Here is a 16,989-nt window from a genome sequence, read left to right on the forward strand (position 1 = left end):
GGGCCGGGCGGGCCGGCGCGCCGGCCGCGCGCCCCCCCCCCCCCCCCCCGCCCGCCTGGTTTGCGGGGGCGCGCCCCCCCCCCGGGGCCGCCGGGCCCCCCCCCCCCCGCCCCTCCGGAATCAGTGCGAGCCTCCGAGCATGTCCTGTACCGCCCGGCGATGGACTTTTGGGGCGTACGTGCGACCTCGATCGCATCAGTGGCTGGCGGCCTCGGGCCTCGTCCCGGCTTTCCTGATTTCCGGGACATGTGCCTTGATTGTCGGGTCGCTGGTTCTCGCCATGCGCAATGATCAGTTATGCGTGGACACCCGCTGCGCTATGCAGGTACGGGCACCGCGCACTAGGAGGTGGTCATGTCCTTTCACCTGGTGATGGCCTATGTGGCCGCGGGGATGGACACCACCGTGCACGCCATTGGTCACATGATCTGACTGCTGGCCGAACACCCCGCGCAATGGGACATGTCGCGAGCCGATCCGGCCCTGGTCCCGTCGGCATTCCGGGAAGTGCTGCGTTACGAATCACCCGTCCAGACGTTCGGGCGTACGGCGCGTGTCGATGCGGTCGTCGGAGATGTCGCCGTCCCGGCCGGTACCCGCCTGGCAGTCCTCTTCGGCTCAGCCAACCGCGACGAGCGCAAGTGGCCGGACGCTGACCGCTTCGACGTCACGCGGAGCAACCACGACCATCTCGCCTTCGGATTCGGCCTGCATGGCTGTGCCGGGCAGGCGCTGGCCCGTATGGAGGGCGAGGCGATCCTGCGCGCACTCCTTCGCGATGTCGTCCGTATCGAGGTCGGCCGGCCGGTCCGTCACTTCAACAACGTCCTGCGCGGTCTGGACTCGCTCCCGTCACCGTGACTGTTGGCTGAACGGGCCGACTGTGCACCGACAACGCGCCCTGTGAGAGGTCGACACGGGACGGCGCCCGACTGGCGGTCACGTACGCCATAGCTCTAATGGTAGACCTATGACGCTAGACTAGATGTCTCCCGCCTCTCGCGCCCGTCCAGGGTGTACTTCTATATTGATTCGATTGGCAGGATTCATATCCTTCATTACAGGACTGGAGCCGCGATGAGTCCCTCCGTTGCCAGGCCCGACCGGCCGGTGGAACCGAAGATCGAACGCTCGCTCACCCTGCACCTGCGGGGCGACTGGGGCAGTGCGAACCTGCACCGGGTCTGCGGCTGGATCGCCCAGGAGCTGGCGGACCGCTGCGGTCCGCACACGCGCATCGCCACCTGGAACAGCCGGGGCTTCTCCGATGCCGTCCGCGCCGTGGGCAGAGGCGAGGTGCAGGTGGCGCTGACCACCCCCACCGCTTTCGCGCTTCCGGCCCTCGACGGGCGCGGGGTCTACTCGGATGAGCACTACCCGGACCTGCGCACACTGGGCGTGGTGCCGCAGCGAGACCGGCTGGTCGTGGCCGTGCACAAGGACCTCGGCATCACATCTTTCGCCGAACTGCGGGAGCAGAAGCCCGCGTTGACCCTGGCCACGTCGATCCACGACGGTGTCAACCACGTGGGGCTCGCCGCCCACGAGGTACTGACCCGGTCGGGCGTCGATGTCAAGGGGTGGGGCGGCGAACTACTTGAGGACGAGAGGCCGTTCGAGTCGCTCGACCATGTGAAGGAGGGCCGCGCCAACGCCATCGTCCACGAGGCGATCATGCTGCCCGTCTGGCAGGAGATCGGTCGCCACCTGAACTTCCTGGAGGTCGAGGAGGACGTCCTGGAGCGGATCCACGAGGACTTCGGCTGGCCGGCGGCAACCGTCGACGACGGCTACTTCCCGGGGCGCTCCGCCTTCCGGACGCTCGACTTCTCCGACTTCCTGGTACTCACCCGCGCCGACCTCGCCGACGACGTCGCGTATGCCATCGCGTGGGTGCTGGGGGAGACCCGGCACATCATCGAGGGGCAGTACCGGCACCTGGCCCCCGAGCGCAGTCCGATCACCTACCCACTGGACCCGGCCACCATGGGCAAGTCACCGATTCCGCTGCACCCCGGGGCCGCCCGCTACTACGGCGCCCTGCCCACGTCATGACCCCCGGCGAGGCTCGTGCCCACGTGATCCAGGCCTCGCACGCCCTGGCTGCCGCCGGTCAGAGCGACATGGTCTGGGGCCATGTCGCTGTGCGCGACCCGGAGGGGCGCGGCATCTGGATCAAGGCGCCGGGCTGGGGCCTCGAAGAGGTCGGCCACGACCGGCTGCAGCTCGTGTCGTACGACGCCGAGGTGCTCGAAGGGGACGGCGCCCCGCACAAGGAGTGCCACATCCACCTGGAGACCCTTCGGGAGTCGCCGGAACTGACCTGCTCGGTGCACACCCATGCCGCGTCGGCCGTCGCCTTCGCGGCCCTCGGAGTTCCTCTTCTGCCTCTCTCGCATGAAGGAGCACTCTTCGCGGGAGCCGACGTGCCCCGCTTCCGGGAGACCGGCGGACTCGTCAGCACGCCCGGCCTCGGCAAGGCGCTTGCGGCAGCACTCGGAGATGCTCCTGCCGCCTTCATGCCCAAGCACGGGCTGGTCGCCGCGGGCCGGACCGTGGCAGGGGCCGTGATGCACGCGGTACTGCTCGAACGGGCCTGCGCTCTCCAGCTGACGGCGCAGGCGGCCGGCCCCGTGCTCGTGCACTCCGACGCCATGGAAGCCCTCGCGAAGCGGGCCGAATGCTGGCCTGAAAGCCAGCTGGAAGCCGGATACCGCTATCTCGTCCGCCGGGCGCACGTCGCCTTCGCCGCCCTCTGACGCTTAGCCCCTGACCACCGTCAACCGGGTACGGCGGCACGGCTGACGTCCGCACATCGGCAACCTCCTCTCTCATACCAGTGAAGGACTCAGCACCATGACTGACCAGCACAGCATCAACAGCGCCACTACCGAATGGCTCACGGTGTCCACGGCAGACGGTCCCATGCGCGTGTACATCGCCAGCCCCGCACAGCCTGCCAGCCGGGCGGTGGTGGTGCTGCAGGAGGCGTTCGGCGTCAACGAGCACATCCAGGACATCGCGCGGCGATACGCCGCTCGTGGCTTCCTCGCGCTCGCGCCCGATCTGTTCCACCGCAACGGCGTCGGCATGCTTGCCTATGAGCAGCATGCCGAGGCGATGCCGCTGATCGGCGCGATCGGTCCGGACGCGATCGTCACCGATGTCCGGGCCGTCGTGGCCCACCTCACGGAGCAGGAGGGCATTCCGGCCTCGCGTACGGCCGTCAACGGCTTCTGTTTCGGCGGCCGGGCGGCTTTCACGGCCGCCACCGGGATCGGCGGGCTGGGTGCCACCGTCGTCTTCTACGGTCCTGGCATTGCCGCCGGTCCGCACGCGGTCGTGGACCGGGTCAAGGACATCGATGCCCCGATGATGTTGCATGTGGGATCGGCGGACCCGACCATTCCCGCCGAGCAGGTCAGGGCCATCGACGAGGCGCTGACCGGCGCGCGGGTCGAGTTCGAGAGCCATGTCTACGAAGGCGCTGGACACGCCTTCGCCTGCGATGCCCGTCCGCACATGTATGTCGAGGACAGCGCGTCCACTGCTTGGCAGCGCACTTACGCGTTCCTCGACTGGCACCTGCCCGCGACCGCCTGAACAGCCGTTTCCCCAACGAGACAAACGAAACAAGGACGTTTCATGGCCACTGTCACCGAAGTCGTCGCGGTCGTCTGTTCGGACGAGCCGTCCCGTCTGGTCGAGAGGGACGAGCATCTGCTGCTGTCGCCGCCGCACCCGAACCCCTTCCCGGTGAAGCTGTGGAGGGATCACGAGCCGCTGAGTGTGGTGCACTTTCCGCAGGAGTACGCGGCAGTGCCGTTCGCTCCGCCGCGCGGGATCTACGAGAGTGCCCAGCTCCGTGTCGAGTGGCAGACGATGGACAACCGTCAGCCCTTCTACCACCGCAACTGCGACGTCGACGAGATCTCCTACCAGATCGCCGGCGACCGCACGTTGATGACCGAGCTCGGTGTTGTCGAACACCGGCCGGGGGAGTTCTCCCGCCTGCCGCGTGGTGTCGCCCACGACAACTACGGGCGCCAGGAGAGCCATCTGCTCTTCTACACGCCGGCCCCGGTGAGGGAAGAGCGCAACCCCGTGCGGCGGTCGGAGGTGGTGTTCCCCGTCTTTCCCGGCTGGCAGCCGGGGAAAGTCAACGAGGCGGTCACACAGTGCATGGGCAGCCCGGGGCACGACATCAGCGTCGCACCCGTGGACGAGCTGCGGCTGCTGGAACAGGTGCACGCGGAGAAGGAACGCCTTCAGGTCCTCACCGGCACCGGTGAACTGGGCATGACCTGGTTGTACCGCTCAGCCGGTTTCCGGCTCGGCACGGTGCGGTTGGAGCCCAGTGGGCAGCGGGTGTACCGCCGGACCCTGGACGCGGACGAGGTCCAGTATCAGATCAGCGGCCGCCGCACCCTGGTCAGCCAGCGAGGCATCGTCGAACTCGGGCCGGGCGACTTCGTCCGCATCCCGCTGGGCATCGCGTACACCAGCGTGTGCAGTGAGGAGAGCGAGCACATCGCCGTGTTCTCCGACCGCGAGCTCCCACAGATCGCCGAGACGAGCAGGGCCGCCGAGCCGTACACCCCCGAACTGCTGGCCGCGCTTCAGGCCTGACACAACGTAGGAGCCGTATACCATGACCGCCATGCTCGCAGCGCGCGCCGAGAAGGGCTCCGCCGCGCTGCATCTGCACAAGATCGCCACTCCCGAGCCGGGCCCCCGCGACGTCCTGGTGAAGGTTGCCTCCGCCGGTCTCGCCCCCGGCATGATGGCTTTGCTGGCCCAGGGCGCCTTCAAGCACCTGCCCACCACGCTGGGGCACGAGGCCGCGGGCACGGTCGTCGCCGTGGGAAGTGAGGTCGACCCAGCGGTTGTCGGCACCCGGGTGCGGGTGCATCCCAACCTCAACTGCGGAACCTGTGGGTACTGCCGTTCCGACCGGGACATGATGTGTCCGCAGCAGGCGATGATCGGACACGCCGCGTTCGGTGACGTCCCCATGCCGCTGTACGACCGGTATCACGACGGCGGGCTGGCAGAGTACATCCGTGTTCCCCATGGGCTGGTCGACCCGCTTCCTGACTCCGTGTCCTTCGACGTCGGCGCCAAGGTCCACGACCTCGCCAATGCCGTGCGTGCCCTGAAGTGCGCGGACCTGCGGCTCGGGGCGACTCTCGTGGTCACGGCCGCGACCGGCACCATGGGCACGGCCACCATCAAGCTGGCACGGTACTTCGGCGTCACCCGGCTGATCCTCGTCGGGCGCAGCGCCGAACGGCTGGAGGCGGTCCGGCACCTGGCGGGCGGTCTGGCCACCGATGTTGTGGCGCTCGAAGAACTGCCGCAGAACTGGGCGAAGGAGGGCGGTCTGACCCGTGCTCTGCGCGCTCTCGTCCCCGGAGGGGCTGATGCCGTCCTCGACTTCGTGCCGGACGGGCCGGCCACCGGTCAGGCGCTGGCCTCGCTCGCGACCGGAGGCAGCCTTGTGCACATGGGTGCCAACCGCAGTCCGCTGATGTTCCCCATGATCGCCGTCATGGTCAACTGCTGGCGCATCATCGGCACCCGATCCTGCACGCGCACCGATGCGCAGGAAGTGCTGACCCTGCTCGCCGACGGCATCCTCGACGTGGCGGAACTCATCACCCACCGCTATCCGCTCACCGAGGTGAACGAGGCGGTGGCGGCGATGCAGAGCCGGAGCGAACCCATCTGGATGGCAGTGGTCAATCCCTGACGACACAGCCGCGTCTGCGGACACGGGGCAAGGGCTGTACCGGATCCGGTACAGCCCTTGCCCCGTGTCTCGGTCACCACGGACTGGGACCCCGCCCATGGCCCGTGCTACACGCGCGGAAGAGAGACCCTCAGGGAGGCGGCGGTCGCCGCGATCACCTTGTCCGCCGTCACCGTGGGCGCCGTCTCGACGAGTGTCAGGCCGTCGGCCGTGACGTCGATGACAGCGAGGTCGGTGATGATGCGGTGGACGCAGCCACGCCCGGTGAGCGGGAGTGTGCACTCCTGGACGATCTTCGGGGTGCCGTCCTTGGCGGTGTGGTCCATGAGGACGATGACGCGGCGGGCACCGTGGACGAGGTCCATCGCGCCGCCCATGCCCTTGACCATCTTGCCGGGGATCATCCAGTTGGCGAGGTCGCCCGCGGCGGAGACCTGCATGGCACCGAGGATCGCGGTGTCGATGTGACCGCCGCGGATCATGCCGAAGGAGAACGCGGAGTCGAAGAACGAGGCGCCGGGCAGGACCGTGACCGTCTCCTTGCCCGCGTTGATCAGGTTTGCGTCGACGTCGGGGTCCTGAGGGTACGGACCCACGCCGAGGATGCCGTTCTCCGAGTGGAGTACGACCTCCACACCGGGCTGGATGTGGTTGGGCACGAGGGTCGGCAGACCGATGCCCAGATTGACGTAGTCGCCGTCGTGGAGTTCGGCGGCGGCCCGGGCCGCCATTTCGTCTCGGGTCCAGGACATCAGGCCAGTACCGTCCTCTTCTCGATGGGCTTGTCGGCGGCTTGGCCGGGGTCGAGGGCGAGCACTCGCTGCACGAACACCCCCGGCAGATGTATCTCGTCGGGGTCGAGTTCGCCCGGCTCGACGAGTTCCTCGACCTCGGCGAGCGTGATGCGCCCGGCCATGGCGACGAGCGGGTTGAAGTTCCGGGCCGACTTGTCGAACACGAGGTTGCCGTGCCGGTCGCCGCGGGTGGCGCGGACGAAGGCGTAGTCGGTGGTGATGGCCCGCTCCAGGACGTAGGTGACGCCGTTGAAGCCTCGTACCTCCTTGGCTGGTGAGGCGACGGCGACCGACCCTCCCCCAGACTCCGTCTGGGAGGTGCCCCCAGCCGCGTAGCGCCAGGGCAGACCGCCCTCGGCGACCTGGGTGCCCACTCCGGCCGGCGTGTAGAAGGCGGGGATGCCGGCCCCGCCCGCGCGCAGGCGCTCGGCGAGTGTGCCCTGCGGGGTGAGTTCCACCTCGAGTTCGCCGGTCAGGTACTGACGGGCGAACTCCTTGTTCTCACCGACGTAGGAGCCGGTGACCCGGGTGATACGGCGGTCGGCGAGCAGGATGCCGAGGCCGTGGTTGTCGGTGCCGCAGTTGTTGGAGACGACCTCCAGACCGTGGGCACCCTGCGCGTGCAGGGCGCGGATGAGGGTCTCGGGGACGCCGCACAGGCCGAACCCGCCTACGGCGAGAGTGGATTCGTCGGCGATGTCGGCCACGGCCTCTTCGGCGGTGGCCACTGTCTTGTCCATGGGGTGCTTCCTCGGGTGGGCCGGCCTGTGAAGCCGGACGCGGGGGCAGCGGGGTGAGTGGTGCTGTCACACTTACCCAATTCATCATGATGATTACATGGATAATGTGGTGTCGGGACCTATGTCGTCAAGGTGTCGAGGCACTCGCTGCGTACCTCGGCTAGAAGTGGGCGCCGGTGCGGGTTTCGATCGCGCGGTGGACCGGTCTGGATGTCGTCAATCCCCTCGCGTTCGGTGTGATCGAAAAAGCTCTAAGGGTAGAGCTTTACGGGATCCGCCCCTCGCGCCCTGGTGCCTCACCTTCTATGATGGCTGCAGAGTAGGACATGAGTCCTTCTTTTCAGGACAGGAGCAGCAATGAGGTCCTCCCTCGCGTCAGTGGTGGTCATCCCATGACCCCGGCGCAGCATCCGGTACTCGTCGTGGGCGGCGGACCTGTCGGCCTCGCCGTCGCCAATCTCCTCGCGGCGCGCGGTGTACCTCTCGTTCTGGTGGAACGCAACGCCTCCACCAGTGACGAGGCCAAGGCCATCAGCCTGGACGACGAATCCCTGCGAACCCTGCAGGCGACCGGCCTCGCGGACAAGGTTCTGGAGATCGTCGTGCCTGGAACCGGCACCCGTTACTACGACCGCAAGGGCCGGCCTCTGTTCCATGCTCGCGGCCCGCAGGCGTACCGGCTCGGCTTCCCGTTCAAGAACCAGTTCGCCCAACCCGAATTGGAGAAGGTCCTCCTCGACGAGTTGAAGTCCCGTCCCGAGGCGGATGTGCGGTTCTCGACCGAGCTGGTCACCCTGGAGGAGAGGCCGGACGGCACCGGCGTCACCGCCACCGTCCGCACGCCGGGCGCCATGGACGAGGAACTTCTAGAGGTCAGTTGGGTGTTGGCCTGCGACGGCGGCCGTTCCGCGGTGCGCGAGCTGTTCGGTATCCGCATGACCGGCACCAGCCACCAGGAGGTCTGGCTGGTCGCCGACACCACCGGCGATCATCACGACGAGCGCTACGGCATGCACCACGGCACTCCCGACCGGCCCACTGTGATCGTGCCCGGCCGGGGCGGCCGCTGTCGGTACGAGTTCCTCCTCCACCCCGGAGAAGGGGAGAAGGGTGTGCGGCCGGACTTCGAGACCCTGCGCCGGCTCGTCGCGCCCTACCGATCCCTCACCGAGGAGCAGGTGGAGCGCTGCACCGCCTACACCTTCAACGCGGTCGTGGCCGACCGGTGGCGTGACGGGCACGTCCTGCTGCTGGGTGACGCCGCGCACATGATGCCGCCGTTCGCCGGCCAGGGGCTCAACTCGGGGATCCGGGACGCCACGAACCTCGCTTGGAAGATCGATGACGTGTGGCACGGGCGAGCCCGGGAAAGCCTGCTCGATACCTACGAGGCGGAGCGCCGCCCCCATGCCACCGCCATGGTCCGCTACTCCGAACGCCTCGGCGATGTCGTTATGACCACCGACCGGCGGCGCGCCCTCGTGCGCGACATCGCCGCCCGGACCCTCCTGCGCATACCACCGGGACGGCGCTACCTCAGCGAGATGCGGTTCCGGCCCCGCGCACGGCACGAGGCCGGACTCGTCGTGGGCGACCACCCCCTGACCGGCACGCAGCTGCCACAGCCGCGGGTCCTTGTCCCGCCGAGTCTGCGCCCACAACTCCTCGACGACGTGCTCGGAAAGTCCTACGCCCTGCTGGGCGTCGATGTCCCGGACGCCGCCTGGCGACGCGTCGACGGCTCACACTGGCCCGACGACACGATTGGCATCAAGCGCATCGACGTCCTCCTCGGCGACCGGCTGCCGCCCGCGGCGGCCGCACGTGAAGCCGTGGCGGACGCGGACGGCAGGCTGGAGGAAGCGCTCGGGACCGCCCGCAACCGATTCGTGCTCGTCAAGCCCGACCGCTACATTGCCGCGGTCATGGGGCCGGACGACCTCCCCGCCGTCGCCGCCGCTCTGCGCCGACAAACCGCGTGAGCACTCTCCCGACGCCCACGGCGGCCGTCGGGGCTAGGAGAACTGCGGACCAGAGCGACTCGTCCACGTGCAGCGGCCGTTGTCGGTTCTCGAGCCCGCCGATGTCCAGATGTCCGTCGATACCGCGGATTGAGAAGGACGTACGGCAGTCGTTCCGTACGAGCACCGACTTCGGTCTCTGGCCGGAGGAGATCTGCACGGAGACCGAGCGGCTGCTCAATGACGACGGCGCTGCCTACCAGCCCATCCAGTAGTACTGGTGTTGTAGGCGCAGGAGGCATCAGGACCTTACGATGTCCTGCATGACAGGACGTAAGTCAGAAACCCCCGCCCCGACAAGCCAGTATCGGGAGCGCAATTCGACCGCCGACCGGGCGCTGGACATTCTGGGGCTGTTCTCGGAGGGCAGGCTGTCTGTGTCGGGGCAAGAGGTCGCCACCGCGCTGGGGACGGCGCGTTCGACCGCCTACCGGTACCTGCAGAGTCTCGTCGGGAGCGGATTCCTGGAGGAGGACCCGGGCGGGGGCTTCCGTCTGGGGCTTCGGGTGCTGGAGCTCGCTCGTCTGGCTAGGCGCGGGTACGGTCTGTCGGAGATCGCCCTGCCCGTGATGCGGAACCTGTCCGGTGAGATCGGCGAGACGGTGCTGCTCACCCGTCGTGCCGGAGCGGCCGCGATCTGCGTGGAACGGTGCGAGGCGGATCACCCGGTGCGGATTTCCTACGAGCGCGGCAGCGTTCTGCCGGCCAATGCGGGTGCCTCCGCCCTGGCACTGCTCGCTTGGCTGCCCGAGAAGGAGTGCCGGGAGCTGCTGGAGGGTCAGAGGCTCCAGCGGTTCACCGCGCGCACCATGACAGATGTCGATGCTGTGATGGCCCGGCTCGGGGAGATCCGCCAGGACGGGTACTGCGTGAGCCGTGGTGAACTCGACACGGACATCCTCGGCATCGCCGCTCCGGTGCGGGGAGCCTCAGGGGGTGTCGTGGCCGCGCTGAGCGTGGCCGCGCTGGAACACAGGGTCCCCGACCGCCGGCTTCCCGAGGTGGTCGAATCCGTGCGCACTGCTGCCGAACACATCGGTAATCAGTTGAAGATGGTCGGCGACTGACAGAAGAAGCCGTCCATACAGCCCAATGGCGTTCCTGCCGCGCCTCTGCGCGTTCAGTGGACGAAGCGCACCACGACTCGCGGCCGTCGGCCGATACGCGGGCGGCGCGGCCCGAGTCAGGCTCGGACCGCGCCGCCTCCGGCCCAGGTCAGGGCAGGACAGGGCCGGATATCACCGCCGCTGATGCCGTCCCCGGTTCTTGGCGGCTTCCCCGTGCTTCATGCGCACGGGGGCTTGAGGGGTTACGCGGACGCCGTGTCGTCCGCGCGGACCGTGTTCTTGTCGTGGTGGAGGAACTCCCGCAGCCGGGTGAGTGTCTGGGGATGGATCCGGTGCCAGCCCTTGTGGTCGTATAGCCAGGTCACGGCGAATCCGATGATCAGGCTGGCGAGGAGTCCGAGGCCCAGTGTGATCCAAGCACGGTCGAGTCCCGCGGCGCCCTGCGCGTCGAAGTACATGATCGCGCGGACGCCGTCTGTCACGGCGCGCTGGGGTTCGAACTGGGCGAGCCACCGCCAGAACGGGGGCATCGCCTGCAGGGGAACCGCACCGCCGGAGGTGGGAATCGACGCGGCGATGAAGAACAGCATCGCGGCGACGACACCGGGCCCGCCCAGCATGGCCAGCACGGTCAGCGTCCCGATGCCCACCGCTGAGATCGCTGCCGTGCCGAACACCCACAGCAGCAGCGAGTGCGGCAGGTCCAGGTCGAGGGCGAACGTGGACACCCCCAGGATGACGGCCGAGACGACAGCCGAAGTGACCACCATGACCAGGTACTTGGCCAGGAGGGTCTGCCGGCGGTTGATCTGCTGCGGCAACGCCACCTGGCGCTTCGGCCCCATTTCGGTCGCGCTGAAACCGAGCGCGGAGTCGGTCATGTTGTGGATGAGGTTGGCTCCGAGGAAGCCGGTCATCATCAGAAGCAGTGCGTAGAAGAACGCGGTCAGGCCCTGTCCCGTACGCGCGCCCAGGTGCACCCCGTCCCTCGCGGTAATGGTGATCGGGTCTTTGAGCAGGGTTTGATTCGCGGCCGGCACCTTCGCTCCCGCTTCTTGGGCGTGCGCGAGGATCTGGGCGCCGGCACCTGAGGAAGCCCTCTGGATCGCGCCCTCGGCGATCTGCTGACCCATGGAGGCGGCCATGGAGCCCCCGGCGTGGTTGGTCAGGACCGTGACCGCGGGCCTCTTCGGATGGGCGCCCGCGAGACTGAGCAGCTTCCTGCTGTAGTCCTGGGGCAGGACTATGGCGGCGAAGAGCTCGTTTCGCCCTAGGGCGGTCTTCGCCTCGTCGAGGGTGGCGTAAGTCTTCCACTTCACCGTCCGGTGAGGCTCCTGCTTCCGGGTGGCGATGCCCTTCACGACCTGGCCGCCGATGTTCTCCCGGTCGCCCTTCTTGACGGTGGTGCCCTTGTCGAGGCTGACCAGGCCGATCGGCGCGTCACGCAGGTCGGCCTTGGGGTTCGCCACGCTGCCGTTGAACAGCACCGTGATGAGGCCGAGCGCGACGGTGAGCAGGCTGACAGGGATGAGCCACACCCGGGGCGCGCGGAGTACGCGCAGCGCGGTGACGGCTATGGGGTGGCTGGAATGAGGGGCAGGCATGTGTCATGTCCCGACGTCGTGGACCCGATGCAGTAGCTCTAATCTTATACCTATAGAACTAGATTTAGATAGCGACCTGCGCCACTGCGCTGCTGCACCCATCACGGGGCGGGAGGTGTTGCCCTTCGTGTCGCAGGTCTGTGAGGCGGAGCACGGATTCTGGATGCCGGCCCGGTTGTTCGCTCTCAGAACGGGCCGGTGGTTCGGGCACGGTGGTCGCCCAACTGCGCGCGACCGGGCTGTGCAGATGGAGCGCGCCAGCGATGGGGCGATCCGGCCTCGGTCACCGCTGATACCGTCACGCCCCGTCTGCTTACACCGCCGATTTCTGCAGTGCTGGTGTGGTGGCGGGGGTGCGTGGCAGCAGGGCAGCAGGGCAACGAAGAGCGCGCCCAGGAGGGCCGGGATGACGAAGGCGTAGAAGCCGTTCTTCGTCGAGAAGCAGAGCGCGGCGGCAGTCGCGATGTAGCTCGGGGGTTGAAACTGATCGTCGGGTCCAGGGGTGCCCTCAGGTCGATGCCGCGGTCGACCGTGATCGTGGGCGGCCACGTGCCGGTGCTGTAGATGAGGAGCAGGCCCATAAAGATGCCACCGCACAGCAGCAGGGTGCCGCGCAGCCGTCCGGGGGAGAAGGTGTAGGTCGGACCGTTGAGGCCCTTGCTCCGCGGTTCCCCTTGTTCCTCACTGGCTTCGACGGAGGTCACGGGCATCAGCCACCACACCAGCAGAACCAGTAAGAGCGGCAGCGCGCCGAAGAGGAACATCCGTTGGAAGTGCACGTCGGGGGGCAGCATGCGGCTGAGGAGCGCCGCGGCGACCCCGCCCATCCCGATGGCGCCGAAAGCGACGTTGACGTACAGGGTGCGCCTCTGCGGCGGGGCGGTCCTGGTGACGAACGCAGCGGTCAGGCAGCGTCAGAACCGGCGCAGTCGGGAGGATGCGGATGAACTGCTCTGACGCGAGCCAGCAGGAGCTCTCGCACCCTCACTGCTGCGAGGGTGCGAGGGCTTTGGCGAGATCCCACAGGCCGGGGAGGGCCTCGGTGATGCGCTCGGCCACCTGCGGTGACAGCTGTTCGAGCGCCTCGTTGATGACGACGCTCAGGCTGGCGTCGACCTGACCGGCCGCCGTCCGCATCTTGCCCGTGGGGTGGAGCTCCACATAGCGCTTGTCGCGAGCGCTGGGCCGGCGTTCCAGGAAGCCGTCATTGGTGAGTTGCGTGACCAGGGTGCTGACGTTGTTGGGTTGCATCCCCAGGGCCGTGGCGACGTCGCCCACGCTGATGCCTGGCTGACTGTCGACCAGCCTCAGCACTTCGACCTGGGCGAGTGGGCGCCTGGACTCTCCGGCGGGTGGAGATTGACGTTGCTGAAGGACGCGGTGCAGGGTCCAGACCACTCGGGTCAGTTCCACGGGCAGCGCTTCTCGGGTGGGTTGGTTGCTCACCTCTCCAGGATATATCTAGGCGTAGACCTTTAATGTGGCGGGCCGGATGGCCGACGGGACCACCACAACACCGTCGGCCGTCCGGTCAGGCCACGCACACCCCGGGCACCGCTTCCTTGCGCATCAACGACGGGTAGGCGACCGAGCCGTCCGGGTACAGGGGCAGTGTTTTCTGGAATTCGGGGGTGTTGAACGCATTTCTGAGCGCGCTGAGGGACTCCCACACGGCCACGTTCGTCAGGACGTGGCTGTCGCCGATGCCCCGGTAGAGCTGGGCGGAGACGAGACCGGGCTGCGCTTTCATGATCAGAGAATCCTGGCGCCAGACGCTGATGACCTCGTCTACCTGCCCTTGGGGGGCGACGAAAGTGTTGACGAGAGTGACGGGCTGTCCGTCGTCCGGGCCCTGGAGCTGGGCCAGGAAGGAGGCCGAGGCGGCGTCGACGTCCTTGAGTTCGATCACGCGGACTCCTTGGAGAGAGGGGCGGGAAAACAGGTGGGGAGCGCCAGTGCCTAACTGCTGTGTGCGCCGGTCATCAGTCCGGCGAGGTCGTCGGGCTTGATGAACGAGGGCGGTGGGGGCGGCCCCCAGTTGAAGAGGCCCTTGGCGCCTTCGAAGACCTCCGGCTTCCAGAGCTGGTCGTCGACGATGCAGTCCAGGTCGGAGTAGTACTCGGAGAAGTTCCCGGCGGGGTCCTTGAGGTACCAGAAGAAGTTGGAGCCGGCGTGGTGCCGGCCCAGGCCCCAGACATGTCGTTCGGGGTGGTCCTCCAGCATGGCCGCGGCGCCGCGGCCCACCTCGTCGACATCGTCGACCTGCCAGGAGGTGTGGTGCAGGAATGCCACCGGGGCAGCGAGGACGAGGACGTTGTGGTGGTCGGTCGAGCAGCGCATGAAGGCGCCGACGTCACCCATGAAGTCCGAGATCTTGAAGCCGAGACCGTCACGGAAGAAGGCTGTGGTGGTCTCGAAGTCGGTGGTGCCCAGGACCGCGTGGCCGAGCTTGCGGGGCTGGACGGGAGTGCTGCGCAGCGTGCCGGGCGCGCGTGTTCCGACGCGTTCGGCGCGGCCGGGACCGTTGTAGGGCGTGGGCGGGGTCGTCGGCTGCGTGACCCGGGGCTCGACGCGCAGCACGGCGCGGACACCGGTGATCTTCTCGTAGGCGGTGAGGGTGCCGGCCTCCAGCGCGGCGTGAATACCGAGGCGGTCCAGCCGTGCGGCGGCCGCGGCGAGGTCGTCAGGGGTGTCGACGCCTATGACGATCTCGACGAGGCGGCGGGTGGGTGTCTTGACGAGGCGGAGCTGGCGCCCGCCGTCGCGCGTGCTGAACCAGCCGTCCAGTTCCGGACTGAGGCCGAAGGCGGTGTAGTAGGCGGCGGTCTCGGAGGTGTTGGGGACTCCCATGACGATCGAGGACAGACGGTGCAGGGACATAGGGGACTCCTGGACGCGGGAAGTACGCGGGGTGGGGGCTCAGGCGTGGAAGGTCTGGCGGAGTTCGCCGATGCCTTCGATGTAGCTGACGAGGACATCACCGTCGGAGAGCCAGCGTTGCGGGGTGCGGCCCAGTCCGACGCCGGCGGGGGTGCCGGTGAAGATGACGTCGCCGGGCAGCAGCGGAAGGATGGCCGACAGACGGGAGACCAGGGCGGGGACGGAGAAGATGAGGTCGCGGGTGCGGCCCTTCTGGACTTCTTCACCGTTGATGGAGCAGCTCAGTTCGAGATCGTCGCTGTCGGCGAGTGCGTCCGGCGTGACCAGGTAGGGGCCCATGGGAGTGAAGCCGGGGTAGGACTTGCCGAGACCGAACTGAGGTGCAGGCCCGCTGAGTTGGGTGATGCGCTCGGAGATGTCCTGGCCGACGGTGAGGCCGGCGATGTGCAGCCAGGCGTCGTCTTCGCCGATTTGGTGGGCGGTTTCGCCGATGACGGCGACGAGTTCGGCTTCCCAGTCCGTGTGTCCGTCCTCGGGGAGGTGTACGTCGGTCACGGGTCCGGTGATGCTGGAGACGTACTTGGTGAACGTGGGCGGCAGGGTGTCGGGAGACTCGAAGCCGGACTCGTCGGCGTGCGCGTGGTAGTTGAGACCCACCGCGAGGACCTGGCGCGGGGCCGGGGCCGGCGAGCCGAGGTCTGCGGCGGCGAACGGCCGCCCGGCCGGCAGTTCGGCGTTCGCGGCCCAGACCCGGAAGTCGGTCCAGCGCTCGTAGATGTTCTGCGGGTCGGGCCCGAACCGGCCGTCGCTGGCCTCCTCGACGTCGACGGCGGTGTCGTCGTCCGTGATGATGACGAGGCGCCCGGAGAGATTGGCGGTACGCACGTGCTGCTCCTTGAATGGGTGGGGGGTGGGGCGGGTCAGACCAGGGGGGTGATCTTCTCGTCGATGCCGAGCAGGGCCTTGCCGTACACCTCGATCGCCACCGTCGGGGCGGCGACCGCGTGGCGGCCCGCGGTGTTGGCGTCGCGCCAGATCCGCTGCAGCGGGTTGACCTCGGCGAAGGAAGCCGCGCCGTGCACGCTGACGAGGGTGTTGATGGCTTCGAGGACGTTCTGGATGGCCCAGCCCGTGTCCGCCCGCACGCGGGCGCGCTCGGTGTAGTCGAGGTAGACACCGCTCCGTGCCGCCTGGTCGATGGCGGCGGCGGCGCGTTGGGCGTGCAGGGTGGCGGTGTCGATGCGCAGGGCGGCCTCGGCGATCTGCATCTGCACGGCGACCGATTCGGCCTGCGTCTCGTAGAAGGTGTACGAGATCGGCTTGCGTCCGGCCTTCTCCGTGACGTACTTCAACGCCGCACGACCCAGTCCCAGCTGAGGTCCGGCGAGGACGAGGGCGAGGACGGGCACGAAGCCCGAGCGGGAGAGCACCTCGTCGGTGTGCTCGGTCGGGTACCTGCCCTCGATGGCGGCGGGCACGGACATGACGCGGTGCTCGGGGACGAAGATGTCGTCGGCGATCAGGCAGTTGCTCGCCGTGCCCTTCATACCCGCCACGAACCAGGTGTCCTCCAGTGACAGGTCGGTGCGGGGGGCGAGGACCAGGCCCTGATCGACGACGGTGCCGCTCTCGTCCGTCAGCGGAACGCCGAGTACGGCCCAGTCGGAGTGCGAGGAACCGGAGTTGTAGTACCAGCGCCCCGACACCCGCCAGCCGCCGTCGACCTTGGCCGCCGTGGAGGTGGGGCTCAGCACCCCCGTGACGCGTGCCTCCGGGTTGGCGCCGAACACGTCGTCCTGCGCCTTGGAGGGGAAGAGGCTGGTGAGCCAGTTGCACACGTTGACCAAGGTGACGACCCAGGAGGTGGACCCGTCACCCTCGGCCAGCGCTGCCGACACGTCGAGCATGGTACGCATGGACGTCTGGTGGCCGCCGTACCGCTTGGGGGTGGAGAGTTTGAACAACCCTGCTTCGGCGATGGCGTCGATCACGGGATCCGGTACCCGCCGGTCGGTCTCGGTGGCCGCCGCGTGCTCGCGCAGCAACGGCTGCAGGGCCACGGCACGGGCGATGAGATCTTCGTTGGTCGTCATCGTGGTGCGCTCTTTCTGTCGGTCCGGGGGCGGAAGTA

The 16,989-nt window shown here is 68.1% G+C and carries 18 protein-coding genes; 9 read left to right on the forward strand and 9 right to left on the reverse strand.

Translation table 11 applies throughout. The features are described from left to right. Positions 1–462 precede the first annotated feature (462 nt). From ACFWPQ_RS34195 to ACFWPQ_RS34220, 6 genes are all read left to right on the forward strand, one after another. Positions 463–861 (forward strand): cytochrome P450, encoded by a 399-nt coding sequence (locus tag ACFWPQ_RS34195; RefSeq protein WP_384043422.1) that lies wholly within the window; start codon positions 463–465, stop codon positions 859–861. Positions 862–1,077: 216 nt separating this feature from the next. Further along, the gene (locus ACFWPQ_RS34200) at positions 1,078–2,055 is read left to right on the forward strand and encodes a TAXI family TRAP transporter solute-binding subunit (RefSeq protein WP_384043425.1); all 978 of its coding nucleotides are present in this window, start codon (positions 1,078–1,080) and stop codon (positions 2,053–2,055) included. After that, complete coding sequence (locus ACFWPQ_RS34205) at positions 2,052–2,759, forward strand: class II aldolase/adducin family protein (RefSeq protein WP_384043427.1); 708 nt, start codon at positions 2,052–2,054, stop codon at positions 2,757–2,759. The genes ACFWPQ_RS34200 and ACFWPQ_RS34205 overlap by 4 nt, the downstream gene beginning before the upstream one ends. A gap of 97 nt (positions 2,760–2,856) precedes the next feature. Beyond that, entirely contained in the window at positions 2,857–3,603 is a 747-nt protein-coding gene (locus ACFWPQ_RS34210) for a dienelactone hydrolase family protein (RefSeq protein ID WP_384043430.1), read from the forward strand. Positions 3,604–3,645: 42 nt separating this feature from the next. Further along, entirely contained in the window at positions 3,646–4,629 is a 984-nt protein-coding gene (locus tag ACFWPQ_RS34215; RefSeq protein ID WP_384043433.1) for a hypothetical protein, read from the forward strand. Positions 4,630–4,660: 31 nt separating this feature from the next. Further along, positions 4,661–5,752: an alcohol dehydrogenase catalytic domain-containing protein gene (locus ACFWPQ_RS34220; RefSeq protein WP_384043437.1), complete on the forward strand. Its 1,092-nt coding sequence runs from the start codon at positions 4,661–4,663 to the stop codon at positions 5,750–5,752. 107 nt (positions 5,753–5,859) lie between these two features. Here ACFWPQ_RS34220 and ACFWPQ_RS34225 read toward each other — a convergent pair whose 3' ends face one another. Further along, positions 5,860–6,504 (reverse strand): CoA transferase subunit B, encoded by a 645-nt coding sequence (locus ACFWPQ_RS34225; RefSeq protein WP_384043440.1) that lies wholly within the window; start codon positions 6,502–6,504, stop codon positions 5,860–5,862. Continuing rightward, positions 6,504–7,286, reverse strand: coding sequence for a CoA transferase subunit A (locus tag ACFWPQ_RS34230; protein WP_384043443.1), 783 nt, complete (start codon positions 7,284–7,286; stop codon positions 6,504–6,506). Before ACFWPQ_RS34230 ends, ACFWPQ_RS34225 begins: the two co-directional genes overlap by 1 nt. A gap of 392 nt (positions 7,287–7,678) precedes the next feature. Between ACFWPQ_RS34230 and ACFWPQ_RS34235 the strand changes: the two genes are divergently transcribed. The 3 genes from ACFWPQ_RS34235 to ACFWPQ_RS34245 all read left to right on the forward strand — a co-directional run bounded on the left by ACFWPQ_RS34235 (position 7,679) and on the right by ACFWPQ_RS34245 (position 10,374). After that, positions 7,679–9,268, forward strand: coding sequence for a bifunctional 3-(3-hydroxy-phenyl)propionate/3-hydroxycinnamic acid hydroxylase (locus ACFWPQ_RS34235; RefSeq protein WP_384043446.1), 1,590 nt, complete (start codon positions 7,679–7,681; stop codon positions 9,266–9,268). 101 nt (positions 9,269–9,369) lie between these two features. Beyond that, positions 9,370–9,522, forward strand: coding sequence for a hypothetical protein (locus tag ACFWPQ_RS34240; protein WP_384043449.1), 153 nt, complete (start codon positions 9,370–9,372; stop codon positions 9,520–9,522). 48 nt (positions 9,523–9,570) lie between these two features. Next, entirely contained in the window at positions 9,571–10,374 is an 804-nt protein-coding gene (locus ACFWPQ_RS34245) for an IclR family transcriptional regulator (protein ID WP_384043452.1), read from the forward strand. Between the two features lie 242 nt (positions 10,375–10,616). On the opposite strand, the gene ACFWPQ_RS34250 is transcribed toward ACFWPQ_RS34245, so the two are convergent. From ACFWPQ_RS34250 to ACFWPQ_RS34280, 7 genes are all read right to left on the reverse strand, one after another. Then, positions 10,617–11,978, reverse strand: a complete 1,362-nt coding sequence (locus tag ACFWPQ_RS34250; protein WP_384043455.1) for a DUF3533 domain-containing protein — start codon at positions 11,976–11,978, stop codon at positions 10,617–10,619. 185 nt (positions 11,979–12,163) lie between these two features. Further along, complete coding sequence (locus ACFWPQ_RS34255; RefSeq protein WP_384043458.1) at positions 12,164–12,772, reverse strand: hypothetical protein; 609 nt, start codon at positions 12,770–12,772, stop codon at positions 12,164–12,166. Between the two features lie 190 nt (positions 12,773–12,962). Next, positions 12,963–13,424: a MarR family winged helix-turn-helix transcriptional regulator gene (locus ACFWPQ_RS34260; RefSeq protein ID WP_384043461.1), complete on the reverse strand. Its 462-nt coding sequence runs from the start codon at positions 13,422–13,424 to the stop codon at positions 12,963–12,965. An 85-nt stretch (positions 13,425–13,509) separates the two neighbouring features. Further along, on the reverse strand, positions 13,510–13,887 hold the full coding sequence (locus ACFWPQ_RS34265) for an antibiotic biosynthesis monooxygenase family protein (RefSeq protein WP_384043464.1): 378 nt from the start codon (positions 13,885–13,887) through the stop codon (positions 13,510–13,512). 50 nt (positions 13,888–13,937) lie between these two features. Next, positions 13,938–14,858, reverse strand: coding sequence for a VOC family protein (locus ACFWPQ_RS34270; RefSeq protein ID WP_384043467.1), 921 nt, complete (start codon positions 14,856–14,858; stop codon positions 13,938–13,940). Positions 14,859–14,897: 39 nt separating this feature from the next. Then, positions 14,898–15,743 (reverse strand): fumarylacetoacetate hydrolase family protein, encoded by an 846-nt coding sequence (locus ACFWPQ_RS34275; protein WP_384043470.1) that lies wholly within the window; start codon positions 15,741–15,743, stop codon positions 14,898–14,900. Between the two features lie 35 nt (positions 15,744–15,778). Then, the gene (locus tag ACFWPQ_RS34280; RefSeq protein ID WP_384043473.1) at positions 15,779–16,951 is read right to left on the reverse strand and encodes an acyl-CoA dehydrogenase family protein; all 1,173 of its coding nucleotides are present in this window, start codon (positions 16,949–16,951) and stop codon (positions 15,779–15,781) included. Positions 16,952–16,989 lie beyond the last annotated feature (38 nt).

It is taken from the genome of Streptomyces sp. NPDC058464, assembly GCF_042721035.1.
Classification (GTDB): domain Bacteria; phylum Actinomycetota; class Actinomycetes; order Streptomycetales; family Streptomycetaceae; genus Streptomyces.

Excerpts from the sequence above, each read along its gene's own strand:
- ACFWPQ_RS34195 (WP_384043422.1), top strand. The coding sequence starts at position 463 with ATGTCGCGAGCCGATCCGGCCCTGGTCCCGTCGGCATTCCGGGAAGTG.
- ACFWPQ_RS34200 (WP_384043425.1), top strand. The coding sequence starts at position 1,078 with ATGAGTCCCTCCGTTGCCAGGCCCGACCGGCCGGTGGAACCGAAGATC.
- ACFWPQ_RS34205 (WP_384043427.1), top strand. The coding sequence starts at position 2,052 with ATGACCCCCGGCGAGGCTCGTGCCCACGTGATCCAGGCCTCGCACGCC.
- ACFWPQ_RS34210 (WP_384043430.1), top strand. The coding sequence starts at position 2,857 with ATGACTGACCAGCACAGCATCAACAGCGCCACTACCGAATGGCTCACG.
- ACFWPQ_RS34215 (WP_384043433.1), top strand. The coding sequence starts at position 3,646 with ATGGCCACTGTCACCGAAGTCGTCGCGGTCGTCTGTTCGGACGAGCCG.
- ACFWPQ_RS34220 (WP_384043437.1), top strand. The coding sequence starts at position 4,661 with ATGCTCGCAGCGCGCGCCGAGAAGGGCTCCGCCGCGCTGCATCTGCAC.
- ACFWPQ_RS34225 (WP_384043440.1), bottom strand. The coding sequence starts at position 6,504 with ATGTCCTGGACCCGAGACGAAATGGCGGCCCGGGCCGCCGCCGAACTC.
- ACFWPQ_RS34230 (WP_384043443.1), bottom strand. The coding sequence starts at position 7,286 with ATGGACAAGACAGTGGCCACCGCCGAAGAGGCCGTGGCCGACATCGCC.
- ACFWPQ_RS34235 (WP_384043446.1), top strand. The coding sequence starts at position 7,679 with ATGACCCCGGCGCAGCATCCGGTACTCGTCGTGGGCGGCGGACCTGTC.
- ACFWPQ_RS34240 (WP_384043449.1), top strand. The coding sequence starts at position 9,370 with ATGTCCAGATGTCCGTCGATACCGCGGATTGAGAAGGACGTACGGCAG.
- ACFWPQ_RS34245 (WP_384043452.1), top strand. The coding sequence starts at position 9,571 with ATGACAGGACGTAAGTCAGAAACCCCCGCCCCGACAAGCCAGTATCGG.
- ACFWPQ_RS34250 (WP_384043455.1), bottom strand. The coding sequence starts at position 11,978 with ATGCCTGCCCCTCATTCCAGCCACCCCATAGCCGTCACCGCGCTGCGC.
- ACFWPQ_RS34255 (WP_384043458.1), bottom strand. The coding sequence starts at position 12,772 with ATGCTGCCCCCCGACGTGCACTTCCAACGGATGTTCCTCTTCGGCGCG.
- ACFWPQ_RS34270 (WP_384043467.1), bottom strand. The coding sequence starts at position 14,858 with ATGTCCCTGCACCGTCTGTCCTCGATCGTCATGGGAGTCCCCAACACC.
- ACFWPQ_RS34280 (WP_384043473.1), bottom strand. The coding sequence starts at position 16,951 with ATGACGACCAACGAAGATCTCATCGCCCGTGCCGTGGCCCTGCAGCCG.